This window comes from Oceanobacillus senegalensis, from assembly GCF_900176885.1.
GTDB classification, from domain to species: domain Bacteria; phylum Bacillota; class Bacilli; order Bacillales; family Amphibacillaceae; genus Oceanobacillus; species Oceanobacillus senegalensis.
This window is the reverse complement of record NZ_LT839648.1, coordinates 4046602-4062804: the sequence shown is the minus strand read 5'-3', so window position 1 is coordinate 4062804 and position 16203 is coordinate 4046602. Positions and strand designations below refer to the sequence as shown.

The window sequence follows — 16203 nt, the reverse complement described above, 5'->3', positions numbered from 1 at the left end:
TTATTCTTGTCCCTAACACATCTCTCAAGCCTGATTTATTGAGCAAGCATAATCCTCTCAAACCTTTTTCTACTAAATAACAAAGACCAAAATGAAAGCAACAACATTAAGACAATCATAGCAATTTGTTCAGTATGAATAGAAGTATGATATAACATTCTGAATGGGTAGGACCACGGATAGTAAATCCAAAGACTTGTGGAGGCAACAAAGAAGTTACCGATTGACCCAAGCAGTGCAATCAACAAAGACAAGATTTGATTATTTAAAATAATAGAAATAAGAAACTGAATATTAATCAGTAATGTAATCCCTATGATTGTGTAGAGTACGCCGTAAAGGTTTTCTCTTATATATGTTAAGGGACTTCCACCTTCCAATAAAATGAACAACATCGCAATAATCACACATAAGGCATAAAACATTACCCCTTGGATTTGTTGAGCGCATAGTTTATTTCGATACACTTTTGTTACGGGGACTGCATTATAATAGTACACTAGGATAGCTTCGTATTTTTTTTCATTATGCAAAGATATTGAGATAAACAAGCCGAGGAAAACAGGAAAAAATAATCTGAAGTATAAGGATAGAGCCGTTATAAAAATATTACTTTCGTCAATTGAAGCTGCAAGTAATCCTAGCCCCCCCTGAAAGGGAATAATAATTATAATACTGACGATAACTAAAGTAAACAGCCCCGTACGTTTATTCTTTTTAAATTCATTTGTTATACCTTTAATGAAATCCATAATAATTTCCTTTCTAATCCATTTTAGATAGATTTACCTTAGAGGATAGCAATACAGTTAAAAATATAAATAATAAAGAACCTATTGCGCTAACTATGACGATTGATAGCCCCTGAAGCTTGCTCGCATCAATCACAGTTGTAGATAGGAATAATGGAAACAAATATTGAACGAATTTTGGAAAAAATGTGTACAAAAATAATAGGACAATCCATACCAATGATAGAGAAGCTGCAATTAATCCATTTTTGAAGACTACATGTAAAATGAATTGTAAGAAACCAATACTTAAAACAGTAAACAAACTAATTAAAACTGAAGAAATGAAAGATTGTGATATCAACTCAACCTTTTGCATGAAACAAAACACCAAAAGCAGTATATGGCTGATAACGACAGAAAACACATAATAAATAATAAAAGCAATGGATTTAGCGCTTATTAAATAAAACTTATATGGAATTTTAGTCAATAAAATACTCCAAGTGTTATAACTATTTTCCTTGGAATAAATAAAAGACCAAAGAAGAGCTGATAAGGCTATAACAAAATAATTGTTGACAAAATGATAATACATCAATAGTCCCGTGCTGTTTCCCAAACCTTGAGATGCGAAGTTTTCATATCCTTTCACATAAGCTATGATAGCCACTCCCACGGGAATGATAGACAAAATTGTTGTCCATAGAAGTAACTGATACTTAGGGATCTTTATGAATTCTCCTTTAATAAGCGGAAGAAACTTCATCAAGCCTCACTTCTCTTTCGTGTTAAAGATAAGAATACATCCTCTAACGTTTTCTTAGACTGAGTCAGTTCAAAAACTTTTACTCCACGATTTACAAGTATTTCATTAAGTTGAGCAGCTTCATCCTGACTCATTTTTACAACAATTTGATTAGCTTGTCCGCTAAAGGATATCGATTGGTTCTTTAGGATTTGCTTGACTCCTTCTGGATTATCAACAGTAATTGTATATTCATCTAAGGTTGATTCATATAGGTCCTTAAGGCTCCCTTCGTAAATCATATTTCCTTGATTGATCATGCCAATATGAGAGGCCATTGACTCTATTTCAGCTAAATTATGGCTCGAGACCACAATTGTTTTCATCTCCACTTCACTTAAATGAATCAGTAAATTTCTGATTTCATAAATACCTTCAGGGTCCAATCCGTTAGTTGGCTCGTCTAATATGAGGACGTCGGGATCATTAAGAAGGGAAAAAGCAAGCCCTAGTCGTTGGCGCATCCCCAGAGAGTACTCCTTTACTTTTTTATCCTTAGCAAAGTCTAAGTTCACGACTTTTAATACGCGATCCACCTCTGCAATAGACATGTTTAATATTTCCTGTATATACTTTAAGTTTTCATATCCTGTCAAGTGCGGATAATAGTTTGGAGTATCTATGAAGCACCCAATATTTTTTAGGATTGCTCTTTTGTTTTGTTGCAAATCCCCCCCTTTATAACATATCGAACCTTTATCCGGTTTAATCAATCCCACTAACATCCTCATCGTTGTTGTTTTTCCTGCTCCATTTGGACCAAGAAAACCATAAATGCTTCCTGTTGGAATGTTAAGTGAAAGATTGTTAACGACAGTTTCACCCCCATATTTTTTCGTGATTTCTACTGTTTCTATCTCATTTTCATTCATTTAAACCATCCTTTATCTTTTGTTCCTTATTTCCAAAAAACGACTAGGTATCCAAACATTATTATGATGGGTGTACCATGGAATAAGGTAAGTGATTCACTTTGATTTAAATGGGTTTTCTATGAAATTAACTTATTTTACAGGAAGACCTCGAACCCTAAAGTTATCAATAAAATAAAGTTACGCACTTTCCATTCCTCCATCAATAGCATGGAAGTCTTGTCGTCTAAGTGGTTAGTTGGCTCATCTAGTAATAAAATGGGGTATTCCTTTAGAAAAATCCTTACCATGGATAGTCGCTGACGTTGACCTCCCGAGAAATTCTTACCACCTTCAAAGATAGGGACATGAACTTTTCGAGGCCAGCTCATTAAATCGTCCCTCAATTGGGATTTTTCTAATGCCTTGATTAATTTATCTTCACTGGTACTGACTCCAAACATATCTTAGAACGCTGTCTTGAGTAATTAGTCCAATTTGGTCACGTAACTCTTTCAGTGAATAATCTTGAATATCTTTATGATTGATTTTATAGAACCTTCATAATTAACATAGATTCTTAATAATAGGTTAAGAATGGTTGTTTTTCCTGAACCAGTTTTTACAATGGAAAAGTCCATTCCGCCTGATGCACCTAGCACTAAAGCTTTGTTCATGATAATCTCCCCTTATCTCCCCTTGTTTCTTTTAAAAAGTTTACTCCAATATTCGTATAATAGCTTAACAAAGGAATATGAAGGAAATTTAAGATTTATGTAAAACGTTGATGTTTTGTCCTGCTAGAATGATCTCCTTATGCTATAGCAAGGTCTAACCAAAATAATGTTGATTAGTAATCTACTATTTAAACTTTCATCATCCGTTTACGAAACATGGTACCATTTGGTTTCGAAAATTTCGAACAGCAAAAGAAAAAGGGTGACTATTCCAATTGTAATTGATACAGCCATTGACTGTTGGAAAAAGAATAGCCTCCTTAAGGACGTTGTTTCATTGGAGGGAAATCCTTTTTTTATAACGCCCTGGCTACTTGATTCACCTATCGTACCTGCTAGTGAACACTACAAACTATCTGGTAAGTGATTGATATACATTTCCAATGTATTGGTATGTTCTTCTAAGACAGCCACTGTTTTGGGGTGAGGCTTTGTATAGATAACTGGATAATCTTTTTCATCAAGTCCTTCATTAACAGGAAAAGCTAATTTTTCCTCTTCCATTGAAAATTGGGCATCCACTCCCTTTTTATTTCCACGAGCATCTACCCTAATCCATTTATTTAGAGATTTAAGGTAGATAGCATTTAAGGCGTGAATACAATATCCTTTATCTGGAGTGTCAAACAACATCAATCTTTGATAACAAAAGCCCGTTGGTATACCCTGCGAACGCAATAAAGACGCTAATAAGTGAGATTTTGCATAACAAATTCCTTCTTGAACATCTAACACTTCCGAAGCATGGCAAGTAACTCGTTTGGATTGAATATCCCAAGAATGAGCAATTTCATCACGAACAAATTCAAAAGATACCTTAGCTTTTTCAATTTCCGTTTGAGCTGGATTGAAAAGTTCATCTGCTTTCCTTTTAATGATTGGCTTGGAATAATTCACTTCATTTAATTCTAGTAAATAATCCCCCTAAGTTATCAGACTCACAAATCAATTTCATTATTTCCACTCCCATTTATTGTATAATTATTTATATTTATGAATGATTATACATAAAGATCAATAAATTTGCTAGGCGTACTATTAAAATAGTTTCCCCATTCGTACCATAATCCTTCTTGAATTAACGCAATCCCCTTATCGCCTCTTCCTTTATATATAAAAATGATATCCAGACATCGTTTTTTAGTACTATACCATACAGCAAAAAACAGATAAGATAGAAATATAAGAAAATTATTATTACTGGAGGTGAAAGTTTGAACAAAAATCCTGTTTTATTTTTGATCGGAGGAATTTTTTCGTTAATGGTAGCGATGGGAATTGGGCGGTTTGCTTATACTCCAATCTTACCGATTATGCAGGAGTCTCTCGCCTTTACGGATGCTGTAGCAGGCTACCTCGCTTCTAGCAATTATGCAGGATATTTCGTTGGAGCGATTTTAGCAGGGGTTCTCCCTTTGAAAAAGCACAGAACATTTTATTTAAGAAGTAGTCTGGTGGTAAGTATTATGACCATTGGCATGATGGGGCTGACCCACTCCTACACACTGATGCTCATCATCCGCTTTCTTTCAGGAGTGTCAAGTGCCTTCATTTTTGTAATAGCTTCCAGTATTGTTCTAGATAAACTGGCTATTGCAGGTAAAACAAATTGGGCAGGCTATTTTTATTCAGGCGTAGGCTTTGGAATCTTTTTTTCGACGCTCTTTATTCCGAGTCTTAACGATTTATTTAGGTGGGAAGGCGTCTGGATCGGGCTAGGCATCATAAGCTGTATGCTGACTATCTTCGTATGGTTTTGGCTCAAAGATTCCCCAAACTCAGAGATGAAAAAGGATTCACAAATGGTTACTATACAAGCACCGCCCCTCAAATGGCTTCCTTGGTTAATTATTGCCTATGGACTAGAAGGATTAGGGTATATTGTAACAGGGACCTTTATTGTGTCCATCGCTGAAAAGACCTCCATCTTTCTCATGGATCCTGCCATTGTTTGGGTGGTTGTGGGCTTAGGTGCCATTCCATCCTGTATCGTCTGGTCCACCCTTGCAAAAAAATGGGGATTTGTAAAAACACTCGTCATTTCGATGTTTCTCCAATCCATAGGAATTGCGCTACCTGTCTTCTGGTTGACTCCATCCAGTATCATGATAAGTGCATTATTATTTGGAGCAACTTTTATGGGTATTACCACTCTGGCCACAACCTTGGCACGCCAAATGAGTCCATCCAATAGCAGTCGAATTATTGGTTATCTAACCGCCATTTATGCTGCTGGTCAAATGGTAGGACCAACTATCGCTGGAATCCTATTATCTTATACACGAAGTTTTAATTCCGCATTGACTGGAGCATCTTGCGTCGTATTCATTGGATCCATGTTACTTGTAAGCGGTATTCGTTTTGATCGAATACCAAGCATCGAAACATCAGCTATTAAATCAAATTAAAAGGGGGAATTTTAATGCCATATGTAAATATTAAAATTACTAATGAAGATGTTACACCTGAAAAAAAGGCTGAGCTAATAAAGGGAGCCACTCAATTACTGGTTGATGTATTGGGTAAAAATCCAAACACGACCGTTGTAGTTATTGATGAAGTTGATACGGATAATTGGGGTATTGCTGGAGAATCAGTAACCGTTCGAAGGAAAAATGGCCAGTAATCTATTTTTGTTTTGATGGGCCTATGGAAACCTAATGAAAGAAAAAAGAGGAGATATCAAACGATAAGTAGTTCGATTGTGAAGTAGAAAAATTGAATTTACAAGGTAAATATCAAAGTAAATCGCATACTTTTAGACAACAAAATCACACAGAAAAACGCAGAGGTTTTTAGCATCCTCTGCGTTTCTTATAATCTAATGACCTGTTCTTTAACTAACGCACCCGTTAGTGGAAGTAAATTTATCAACACTTACCTTGAAAAGTGTAAGGCGACGTAGATTTTAACAACCCTTCTACCCCATCTTTATGGTAAGGCATTAAGTTATTAGCTATATCTATATCCATCCATTTTACCTCTGCAATTTCTTCATTTTCTTCCAATTGAATTTCTCCATCTTTAACTTCTGCATTGAATGTAATGAGTAGAGCGTGATTCTCGTGCTTTAAAAAAAACGCTTCATTAACTGCAATTATATTCCCTACTTCGATTACTAAACCAGTTTCTTCTCTCGTTTCTCGAACAACTGCTTGCTCTAATGTCTCCCCTTTTTCTACTGCCCCACCTGGTAGTGACCAACCACCACCTTTGTTATTAACCATTAAAACTTTTTCTATTTTATCATCATAAATAAATGCATAAACAACATCCACTCTCTCCATAGCGTAACCCCTTCTAATAATTGTTTTTAATTCATAATAGCACATCATTCTTCAACTAAACTGCCCTTTAGTTGAACAAGCAGAACAACTATTCATATAATTATTTTAACATCAAATTACATAAATCCTTAAAAAACATCGAAGAAAAATAATTTCGTTCCAATCAAATTCTTTATCAATAATGCCTAGCCTTTGAGCAGGTGTTTTAGAAACGATTTCTCCATATTCCTTCGTATTATAGGTCAAACAAAAGTTGTAATAGTTTCTCATAATCGTAATCGCCATTTGTGCGTACTATGGATTAAAATTAGCGTAAATATGGCTTTTTCCATCCTTATAAGCAGACACAGTTTGTCCCCTTTGACAAGCTCAGCCATTATTTCTAACCTCTTTTCCTACATTTCAATTGTTCCGTAAAAAATTAAAGATTGAAAATCCTATTCGAGAATGTTCGAATAGGATTTTTATTTATTCTAATCCCCATGTAAGAAACCAATATGAAAAGAGTTAGGCGTTAACTAAAGCCATGTATAAATCAAATAGATACAAATAAGTGATTAGAAATGGGGTAAACTAATTTCCGACGTATTTAAAGCCAATTCTTGTAGTGAAAGGAATTAGAATTACCATGAATTGGGTCATCCTTCGTTACTTTTGAACGAAAGGATATCGTTTCATAAATGAAATTTTAACCTCAACTAATACGAATAAATAACAACATAGGAAAGGAGTGTTTCCGTGTGCTAAGTATCCTGGTTGGCTTAGTAATGCTGATGGGTTTAGCCTATCTGGGGTGGTCGATTATTTGGGTAGCACCTTTGGCGGCTGGAGTTGTTGCAGTACTAAGCGGCTTAGATGTTTTTGAAACATATACAGGACCTTATATGGAAGGGTTGGTTGGTTTCGCTAAGAGCTGGTTCCCAATCTTTTTATTGGGTGCCGTATTTGGGAAATTAATGGAAGAGACAGGAGCCGCAAAATCTGTTGCTAAAAAAATAACCCAGTTAATTGGTAAAAATCGTGCGGTTCTTGGCGTTTTAATAGCTGCCGCGGTATTAACTTATGGTGGCGTAAGCTTGTTCGTAGTTGTATTTGCCATCTATCCGATTGCACTTGAATTATTCCGTGAAGCAAATATCTCGAGGAAATTGCTCGTACCGACATTTGCTCTTGGTGCATTTACATTCACCATGACTTCTGTTCCAGGTACACCACAAATTCAAAACTTGATTCCAATGGAACACTTTGGAACAACACCGATGGCAGGCCCTGTCATTGGTATTGTCACTACCTTAATCATGGCAGTTGGTGGTTATCTCTGGTTAGCATACCGAGCAAAGAAGCTTTCTGCTAAAGGAGATGTTTTTACAGAACCTAAAAATCAAGAAGATACCGAGGAGACAAGGGATGAAAACATCCCGAACTGGTTTCTATCTCTACTTCCACTTCTGATTGTGGTCGTATTGCTTAACGTTATGAAGCTGGAAGCTCTATGGTCTCTTCTGTTCGGGGTTCTGAGCATTATGATTCTGAATGTGAAGAATTATAAACAATTTATTCCTTCCATTAATGATGGGTCAAAAGGGTCCGTTATGGCAATCTTTAATACGAGCGCTGCAGTCGGCTTCGGTGCCGTCATCGCCATTGTCCCGGCCTTTGAAGATATAACCTCCTGGCTGTTAAATATATCCGATAACCCGTTAGTTGCCGAAGGGCTTGCCGTTCAAGTCATGGCGATTATCACTGGATCTGCTTCTGGTGGGATGGGTATTGCCTTAAGTACACTTGGTGATACGTTCGTTGAGCTATCGCAAACAACCGGCATTAGTCCTGAAGTGTTCCATAGGATTGCAGCCGTTGCATCTGGTGCATCGATTTTTCCTAATAATGGAGCCTTATTAACACTCGTTTCTGTTACTGGATTAAGCCTTAGGACTACTTATAAAGATGTGTTCGTGGTTGCATTCATTATTCCGAGTATTGCATTAATTGTAGGGGTTATTATGGGCGCATTCGGCTTGGTATAAACAAATTATAAAAGAACAAGTAAAAAATTGGAGGTATGTAAAGTGATTGAAAATAAAGTCGTTATCATTACAGGTTCTGCACGTGGTATCGGATTTGAAATTGGTAAACATTTTGCTCAGGAAGGTGCGAAAGTTGTCCTTTCCGACATCAATGAAGAAGGTGTACAAGCTTCTGCTGAAGAACTGAAAAAGCTCGGTTTTGAAGCAATCGGCATTAAAGCTGACGTGACAAGCGAAACAGATCTTCAAAACTTAGTAAAAGTAGCAAAGGATACATACCATTCAGTAGACATTGTTATTAACAACGCAGGTCTACAACATGTATCACCTATCGAAGACTTCCCTACAGCGAAATTCGAATTGATGCAAAAAATTATGCTGACAGCGCCTTTCATTCTTACAAAAACAGTATTCCCTATTATGAAAGAACAAGGATGGGGACGTATTATCAACATCGCTTCCATTAATGGATTAATCGGATTTGCAGGTAAAGCAGCTTACAATAGTGCAAAACACGGTGTTATTGGCTTAACAAAAGTAGCAGCTTTAGAAGGTGCCCGCCACGGAATTACGGTAAACGCACTTGCTCCAGGATATGTGGATACTCCACTTGTGCGTGGACAAATTTCCGACTTAGCAAAAGCTCGCAATATCCCCGAAGAAAGAGCACTTGAAGAAGCGATTCTTGCTCAAGTACCACAAAAGAATTTATTAGACGTTAGCGAAATCGCAGACTACGCCTTATTCTTAGCAAGTGATAAAGCAAAAAGTGTTACTGGACAAGCAGTGGTTATTGATGGTGGGTATACTGCACAATAGTTTTAATCCCATGCTTAGGAATAGGCTATCCTTTTAAACAAACGTGTCAATAAGGAGGAGTATATAATGGCAGAGAAAATTACAGTATTAGGCGCAGGTACGATGGGACATGGAATTACACAACTTTATGCACAAGCTGGCTATGATGTATATATGTATGATATTAAGGACGAGATCTTGGAAAAGGCGGTGACACGAATTTCAAATAACTTAGACATGCTAATCCAAGAAAATCCAATGACAGAACCCGAGAAAGAAAAGACATTAAAACGAATATCTACATCTACTGACTTAAAAGAAGCGGTTGGAGGAGCGCGATTTGTCACCGAAGCAGTATCTGAAAATCTAACCATTAAATTTGACTTGTTCAAGCAGCTAGAGGAAGTCGCAGAAGACGATACGATTATCGCATCCAATACATCTACATTTTCCATTCATCAACTATCCAAAGGTCTTCAAAGAACAGACAGACTAATCATTACACACTTCTTCAATCCGGCACATTTAGTTCCACTTGTAGAAGTCGTTAAAGGCCCAGAAACTTCACAAAATATGATTGATCGTACCGTGGAGGTTTTACAAAACATCGGTAAGAAACCAGTTGTATTGAAAAAAGATATTCCGGGTCTCATTGCCAACCGTCTACAAGCGGCATTAGTCCGTGAAGCCTACTACCTATTAGACAATGATATCGCGGATGCAGAAGATATTGACTTAGCTGTTACTGCAGGTCCCGGATTCAGATGGGCGTTCATTGGTCCATTAGAAACCGCAGACTTTGGAGGATTAGATATCTGGAAGAGTGTGGTTGAAAACCTTGCACCTGTATTATCCAAAGAAGAAAAAATCCCGCAATTCGTGGAACAGAAAGTCCAAAGCGGAAACCTTGGGACAAAAACAGGGAAAGGCTTATTCACTTATTCAGGGATGGAGGAAATACAGAGAAGAATTACAGAAAGAGATGAAAACTTCATCAGATTGTCTCATATAAAGAATAAAAATAACGGTAAATGAACAGATTGATTGAACTGCACCCCCATTGCTGGACACAAACAATTGGGGTGCAGTTTTTATTCAACAACTGCGCCCTTCTGTTGCATAGTCTATAAATACATAATGCAAAGGATAAACTCCCCATCCTTGTGATTAATCGCTGCCAACTACACAGATTCTCTGAACCTTACATTTTTCTATATCGGTTTCCTCATTCCTTCTATTCCCTCACACTGCATGGTACCATACGGACAATGACGGGATGTCCATTTTCATCTCTACTCCACTAATGTCGGGCACCTTTTTCTATTGGGGATCCTGCCGAAATATAGAAAAAAAGGCTATAAGTCTTTACTGCGTAGTAGATTGCAAATAATTTTCTGTGAAGGATTGTGCTTTAATAAAGAGGTTTATTTGTCGAAGGAAAGTTTTCAACAATCTATGCTGTCACTCCCCCTTTTTCACGAAACAATTGTTGTCGAAGAAATAGGAGGAACCCCTAGGATTGTAGTGTATGAATTGTATTTATTTTACTACAACATATATTTAATACTCCCCCATCTAGCCCTCGAGGGTTTTTTAATTGAAGAATCCCTTCCGTTACGATTTCACCCATTTCTCCAGTTTCTGCATTTCCATTATCCGTATATACTTGAACACGCGTCCCCTTTGGAATACCGATAATTAAATCCTCACATGAACAACCACAACCCATTTTTTTCTTTTTGCCCATACTATTTCACCTCCCACAATTACTATATGGATAAAGGGAAACAAGGGATTGTATAGGTGTCTCTTGAAAGAAAAACACTAGATAAAGGATGAAAGAGCGTTTATGTAATGATTCCTTATTCGTTAGGCAACAATCTGGCCCTGTTGCTTATTTCAAAACAAGTAATCTAGTTCAACAATTATTACAAAAAGAAGGCACCTACTTTATTCAAGTGATTTTCAGTGTTACTAGCAACTTGTTTTGATACATTATCTAATTTTTCTATAATTACCTGCTGCCCACCTTCAAACCTCTCCAAACGTTCATTTAATGGTTGTAGCTTCTCGTCTAATAAAGATGAAAACATTTTAATCTATGTATAAATAGAACAGCCTCCATTCTCCTTTAATTCGAAAGAAATGAGGCTGTTTGATAGCTCCATTAAAGCACTATTTAGTCTACGTCCTCTTCATAAAGAGGTTTACAGATATTCTATTGATCCATTGAGTATAAATGTTAACCTTCGTTCCATTCGATAGATTCCTGTAATTTTTTTAGTACTTCTAACAAATCTCTATAATTTCCCTCGCCGTATTTATCCAACCCCTTCTTGTATTTGTAACCAAATAGGCGTTGCTTGACTAGACCTGTATCGGTTATCGAAATAGATTTTATTCTAGAATCATTTATATCTTTTGTAAGGTTAACATAACCACATTTCTTTAGGAAGAGAAGCAGATCTCCTTTCGAATCTGTTCAAACTTGATAAGTAATTAACGGAACCTTTAATAAAGTATTAATTTACTGAAAAATGGTAATTATCTCTTGACAGTTAATCTATTTATCCATACGATTACATGTAAATACTTAAATTCAAAAAGAAAAAATATTGCTTGTTTTATAGTGATGTTTAAATGGGGTTCCATCGAACGAATATCAACCATTAGATAACTTGAAACAATAATTAACCAATTCAAGAGAGGCTTTCATCCAAAGTATTCAAGGAGTTAGTGAAGACGATTTAAACCAAAAATCGATACCACATCTAGCATTCGTTTTGCTATCCAACCATGCTTTCTTTCATAGGCTACCATGAACAGGGAATTATAGAAGCTCTTTCTTGAAGTATGGCACGCTTTAATTGAGGTATATTTTTTCACCATCTTAAAGGAGATAGCAATGAGAGAAAATACGTTACGTACAAATTTTAAAGATTTACGTCAACATTTAAATGTAAATACAGTTAGTTCTGGTCTCGTTGCAGCAATTTTTGGGTGTACAGGTCCAGCGCTAATTATTATTGGAGGAGCTACAAGTGGTGGTTTAACTTATGCGGAGACGATAAGTTGGATATTTGCTGTCTATTTTTTTAGTGGATTATTAGGTATCTTTTTATCTGTAAAGTATCGTCAGCCCATCGCAGGTGCCCATTCGATTGCTGGTGCTGTACTCGTTTCGGGGGCTTTGACCCATTTTTCATTAAATGAAGCAATAGGAGCTTATATTGTAGCTCATATCCTTGTCATTGTTCTTGGGGCGTCCGGATTAATCGACAAAGTGATGAAATGGATACCCGTTCCAATTGTCATGGGGATGATTATTGGAGTGATGATCCGTTTTGCAACAGAGATGATTACATCCATTACCATTTCCCCCTTATTAGCAGGTTCGGCTATTTTAGCTTTTTTACTTTCATCACGACTCTTAAAAAAAGTTCCACCTGTTTTATCTGCATTAGTTGTAGCTGTTTTGTTGGCTGTCTTTATGAATGAATTTAAGGTTCAGAATGTTTATGATTCCTTTATTATTCCACAACTCATTATGCCAGCATTTAGTCTTGATGCCATTATCTCTATTGGAATTCCACTTGCATTACTCATCATTTGTACGGAAAATGCCCAAGCAACTGGTGTATTAATGGCTCAAGGATACAAGCCACCGAATAGTGCAATGGCAGTCAATGGTTCAATCGTGGGACTTATAGGTTCATTGTTCGGTGCTCATGCAATCAATATTGCGGGACCAATGACAGCTATCTGTTCTGCAAACGACGTAGGAAGAAAAGAGAGTCGGTATGCTGCATCGGTTGCGTGTGGAGTGTTCTTCTCTGCCTTTGGATTATTTGCGGCAATGGTCGTTCCTTTGGTTATCGCTATGCCGATTGTGATTGTTAGTGTAATTGCTGGTCTAGCGATGCTAGGTGTTCTTATTAACTCACTCAAAACGGCTTTTTCAGATAGTACATTTCAAATGGGTGCCTTTTTTGCCTTAATTATTGGCATGTCCGGTGTAAACTTCTTCAATATTGGTGCTCCTTTATGGGCAATTGTTGGAAGTTTGTTTGTCTCATTCCTTGTTGAAAATGAGCACTTTGTCTCGAAGGTAAAGGCAGAAAAAAGGAATAGCTCCAAAGCAGAAACAAGTGCTTGATATGTCTGTTGATTGTTGATCTGGTCTCTAAACGGAACCTCCAATCAGTGGGGGTTCCGTTTATCCTCCATCTAAAAAAGATGAATGTCTCCCCCATTTTTGAGATAGGGTATGACTGCCCTTTAACATACGATAAAACCCATCGGTAATTGTGAAGAATTGCACGTAAATAGAATAGTTAACAAACAAATGGGTTAAACTACCGAATAACTATATCGTATCGGGTGGGAATGAAATGAAGGAAAAACAAGTAGAATATTTGAATGAAATAAGATCGATGGCTGAAGAGTTAACTCAATTTCAAATAGAGTATTGGAAAGCATTTTCGGATTTTGGCATATGGCAATTTTGGGTCGTTATCCTCATGTTAATCGCCCCCCTAATCGTGTTATTCCTTTCCATTGATAAAGGTAAAATGTTACTTCTTGGCTTTTTTGGCCTTAATTATCATGTATGGTTTGCCTATGTTAATGCTATTGGTATTAGTCTGGGGTTATGGGAATATCCCTATCAAATTCTCCCTTTCTTAGCGGGGTTTGCCTTAGACGCTTCACTCATCCCAGTGTGTTATATGTTGTTATATCAATGGACCTTAAACCATAAAAAGAATATCTATCTATACGCCGTCCTACTATCCGCAATACTTGCCTTTGTATTAAAACCAATGATGGTAAACCTTCACCTTTTCCATATGTTTAAGGGAATCAATTACATTCATTTATTTCTATTTTATGTGGCATTTTTCCTGGTATCTAAACTTATCACAAACTTATTTGTATGGTTACAACAAAAGGAAACGAAGGTTGGTAAACACTAAAACGCTAAATTTCTGAAGTAGTGGGGTTCGGACATGTTGACGCTGCTCCCAAATAAATACAGTACACCGCAAATGTCTCCCCCCTATTGAATATCAAACGGGGACGATGACCCCCCTACCTCATCTTTTCTGGCAAATCATGTATCGAATCAATCAACTGGTTCAGTTTCCCCTCAATCCGGTGCAGCAAATAAAAAGTGACCGCAATCGGAAAGCCTACTTCCGTAATAAACGATACCCATGTTTCCATCATGACAAAAACCTCCTGTTCTCTTTGCTAAAGTGAAACACAGGTTAAAAACAGGACCAGCAAGCAAATCGCCGGCTGGTCATGCATCCATTTCCATTTGTTTTATAATCCTAAATCAATATCCTCCACGATGTTTTCCACCACTCGTGCACTCTTCTTCGCAACAAGGTTACCACCTGTTGATGTAAAAGCATCTTGTGCAATGATTTCATCCATTGCCGCATTCACTGCAGCCGGATCAACCGGTTCAATCGGATGTTCTAGGGAATGTGTTACGGTTCTCCCATCCTCATTTGTAAATTTCAGTTCAATTTTTTTCATCGTTTGTACGCCCTCCTTTTCCTATTTTTCAACTACTCATGATCCATCCTTTACTCGGAAACAATATCGGAGTTATCTTTACGGATGATGTTATAAAGCGGTCGTTCTTGCAAGCTTACAAATGCTGTCGCTACCGCATAAAGCTGGTCAGGTGTTGCATCGGTTTTAACATTGTTGAAGCTTTTGTTACGGTAGATTGGTAAACCTGTTTCCAAGTCATTTCCATCATTAAGAACCAACGTTAATGTGGATTTCTTTAACTCTGCTACTGCCATGTGCCTCACCTCCCTTTCACCACTATAATCGTCGTGAAAGAAGCGGAGGGGGGATGGAATGTAAAAATAATTGGGAAGGGAACCACTTCCTGCTCTGATCTAGATACGTGTTCTTCCCGCAGGACAAAGGATAGACACGTCATCTACTCATCTCACGGTCAAGGAGTCGACTGCCCTCCACTCCAATCAACCATCATGAACGTTTTGAATGATAAATAGACAAAACCAGCGGAGGAAATCTGGAAAAAGGAACTGTAGAACGACCCAATAATAAAAAACCCCGGTTAAAAAAATAAGGAAATAAACGCTTGGTTTCAAAGGGCCAAACGTTTATTTCCTCGTAAAGATGCTTTACTATTCATCCATTAAGCTTATCTATTATATATGACAATTATATGCTCATCACGCCACCGTTTGATGCATTTGTTACTAACTTCGAATACCTTCCTAACCAACCGTGTTTAATCTTCGGTTCGAATGTTGGTAGGTTTTTCTTTCTTTCTTCTAAAGCTTCATCTGTTAGGTCAACGTTTATGGTACGGTTTGGTAGGTCAATCGTAATCGTATCTCCATTTTCAATTAATGCAATTGGCCCACCTTCTGCAGCTTCGGGTGAAATATGTCCGACTGAAATTCCGCGTGATGCACCAGAAAAACGGCCGTCTGTGAGAAGTGCAACAGATTTACCAAGTCCACGTCCCATGATAGCAGACGTTGGAGCGAGCATCTCAGGCATACCTGGTCCGCCTTTTGGTCCTTCATAACGAATGACGACAACATGTCCTTCTTTTACTGTCCCGTTATCAATTGCTTCTTGTGCTTCATCTTGTGAGTTAAAGACAATGGCTTCCCCTTCAAATACGTTAATGCTCGGGTCTACCGCACCAACTTTAATGACCGCACCCTCTGGCGCTAGGTTACCGAAAAGAACGGAAAGTCCACCAACTGGACTGTACGGGTTGTCTTTCGTACGAATAACTTTATCGTTAGTGATTTCATATCCGCTAACAAGCTCCCCCATCGTTTGGCCTGTAATCGTCAAACGTTCTGGGTGCATGGTGCCCGGAATTTTCGTTAGTTCATTAATAATCGCACTGATACCACCTGCTTTGTTTATATCATCCATCGAGATATCGGATGCCGGC

The 16203-nt window shown here is 37.4% G+C and carries 19 protein-coding genes and 1 pseudogene; 7 read left to right on the top strand and 13 right to left on the bottom strand.

Annotated elements, in window-relative coordinates; all coding sequences use genetic code 11:
- Nucleotides 1–35: 35 nt before the first annotated feature.
- From CAO17_RS19545 to CAO17_RS19525, 6 genes and pseudogenes are all read right to left on the bottom strand, one after another.
- The gene (locus CAO17_RS19545; RefSeq protein WP_085994156.1) at nucleotides 36–752 is read right to left on the bottom strand and encodes an ABC transporter permease; all 717 of its coding nucleotides are present in this window, start codon (nucleotides 750–752) and stop codon (nucleotides 36–38) included.
- A gap of 13 nt (nucleotides 753–765) precedes the next feature.
- Nucleotides 766–1404: a hypothetical protein gene (locus tag CAO17_RS20835; RefSeq protein ID WP_218775585.1), complete on the bottom strand. Its 639-nt coding sequence runs from the start codon at nucleotides 1402–1404 to the stop codon at nucleotides 766–768.
- A gap of 95 nt (nucleotides 1405–1499) precedes the next feature.
- Complete coding sequence (locus CAO17_RS19535; protein ID WP_085994154.1) at nucleotides 1500–2411, bottom strand: ABC transporter ATP-binding protein; 912 nt, start codon at nucleotides 2409–2411, stop codon at nucleotides 1500–1502.
- Nucleotides 2412–2548: 137 nt separating this feature from the next.
- A complete protein-coding gene (locus CAO17_RS19530) occupies nucleotides 2549–2854 on the bottom strand; it encodes an ATP-binding cassette domain-containing protein (protein ID WP_085994153.1) in 306 nt (101 codons plus the stop codon).
- A 51-nt stretch (nucleotides 2855–2905) separates the two neighbouring features.
- The gene (locus CAO17_RS21175) at nucleotides 2906–3067 is read right to left on the bottom strand and encodes a hypothetical protein (RefSeq protein WP_179151997.1); all 162 of its coding nucleotides are present in this window, start codon (nucleotides 3065–3067) and stop codon (nucleotides 2906–2908) included.
- A gap of 405 nt (nucleotides 3068–3472) precedes the next feature.
- Nucleotides 3473–4082, bottom strand: a pseudogene (locus CAO17_RS19525) (transglutaminase-like domain-containing protein).
- Between the two features lie 259 nt (nucleotides 4083–4341).
- On the opposite strand from CAO17_RS19525, the gene CAO17_RS19520 reads away from it, so the two are divergent.
- Complete coding sequence (locus CAO17_RS19520; protein ID WP_085994151.1) at nucleotides 4342–5535, top strand: YbfB/YjiJ family MFS transporter; 1194 nt, start codon at nucleotides 4342–4344, stop codon at nucleotides 5533–5535.
- 14 nt (nucleotides 5536–5549) lie between these two features.
- Entirely contained in the window at nucleotides 5550–5753 is a 204-nt protein-coding gene (locus CAO17_RS19515; protein ID WP_085994150.1) for a 2-hydroxymuconate tautomerase family protein, read from the top strand.
- Nucleotides 5754–5997: 244 nt separating this feature from the next.
- Here the strand turns inward: CAO17_RS19515 and CAO17_RS19510 are convergent, their stop codons facing one another.
- Nucleotides 5998–6414: an NUDIX hydrolase gene (locus tag CAO17_RS19510; RefSeq protein WP_085994149.1), complete on the bottom strand. Its 417-nt coding sequence runs from the start codon at nucleotides 6412–6414 to the stop codon at nucleotides 5998–6000.
- Between the two features lie 740 nt (nucleotides 6415–7154).
- On the opposite strand from CAO17_RS19510, the gene CAO17_RS19505 reads away from it, so the two are divergent.
- From CAO17_RS19505 to CAO17_RS19495, 3 genes are all read left to right on the top strand, one after another.
- A complete protein-coding gene (locus CAO17_RS19505) occupies nucleotides 7155–8441 on the top strand; it encodes a GntP family permease (RefSeq protein ID WP_085994148.1) in 1287 nt (428 codons plus the stop codon).
- 42 nt (nucleotides 8442–8483) lie between these two features.
- Nucleotides 8484–9260, top strand: coding sequence for a 3-hydroxybutyrate dehydrogenase (locus CAO17_RS19500; RefSeq protein WP_085994147.1), 777 nt, complete (start codon nucleotides 8484–8486; stop codon nucleotides 9258–9260).
- A 66-nt stretch (nucleotides 9261–9326) separates the two neighbouring features.
- Entirely contained in the window at nucleotides 9327–10274 is a 948-nt protein-coding gene (locus CAO17_RS19495) for a 3-hydroxyacyl-CoA dehydrogenase family protein (protein ID WP_085994146.1), read from the top strand.
- Between the two features lie 478 nt (nucleotides 10275–10752).
- Here CAO17_RS19495 and CAO17_RS19490 read toward each other — a convergent pair whose 3' ends face one another.
- Together CAO17_RS19490 and CAO17_RS21505 are read right to left on the bottom strand one after the other, a co-directional pair.
- Nucleotides 10753–10986 carry a hypothetical protein gene (locus tag CAO17_RS19490; protein ID WP_085994145.1) on the bottom strand — a complete coding sequence of 78 codons (234 nt, stop codon included), beginning with the start codon at nucleotides 10984–10986 and terminating at the stop codon, nucleotides 10753–10755.
- A 181-nt stretch (nucleotides 10987–11167) separates the two neighbouring features.
- Entirely contained in the window at nucleotides 11168–11332 is a 165-nt protein-coding gene (locus CAO17_RS21505) for a hypothetical protein (RefSeq protein ID WP_218775584.1), read from the bottom strand.
- An 812-nt stretch (nucleotides 11333–12144) separates the two neighbouring features.
- Here CAO17_RS21505 and CAO17_RS19485 point away from each other — a divergent pair.
- Nucleotides 12145–13395: a benzoate/H(+) symporter BenE family transporter gene (locus CAO17_RS19485; protein WP_085994144.1), complete on the top strand. Its 1251-nt coding sequence runs from the start codon at nucleotides 12145–12147 to the stop codon at nucleotides 13393–13395.
- Nucleotides 13396–13630: 235 nt separating this feature from the next.
- Entirely contained in the window at nucleotides 13631–14212 is a 582-nt protein-coding gene (locus CAO17_RS19480) for a CBO0543 family protein (RefSeq protein ID WP_085994143.1), read from the top strand.
- A 115-nt stretch (nucleotides 14213–14327) separates the two neighbouring features.
- Here the strand turns inward: CAO17_RS19480 and CAO17_RS19475 are convergent, their stop codons facing one another.
- The 4 genes from CAO17_RS19475 to CAO17_RS19460 all read right to left on the bottom strand — a co-directional run.
- Nucleotides 14328–14462, bottom strand: coding sequence for a YvrJ family protein (locus CAO17_RS19475; RefSeq protein ID WP_085994587.1), 135 nt, complete (start codon nucleotides 14460–14462; stop codon nucleotides 14328–14330).
- A 102-nt stretch (nucleotides 14463–14564) separates the two neighbouring features.
- A complete protein-coding gene (locus tag CAO17_RS19470; protein WP_085994142.1) occupies nucleotides 14565–14783 on the bottom strand; it encodes a DUF2922 domain-containing protein in 219 nt (72 codons plus the stop codon).
- Nucleotides 14784–14833: 50 nt separating this feature from the next.
- Entirely contained in the window at nucleotides 14834–15058 is a 225-nt protein-coding gene (locus CAO17_RS19465; protein ID WP_085994141.1) for a DUF1659 domain-containing protein, read from the bottom strand.
- Nucleotides 15059–15449: 391 nt separating this feature from the next.
- On the bottom strand, nucleotides 15450–16203 hold a 754-nt coding region (locus tag CAO17_RS19460; RefSeq protein ID WP_179151996.1), incomplete at its 5' end, for an IlvD/Edd family dehydratase.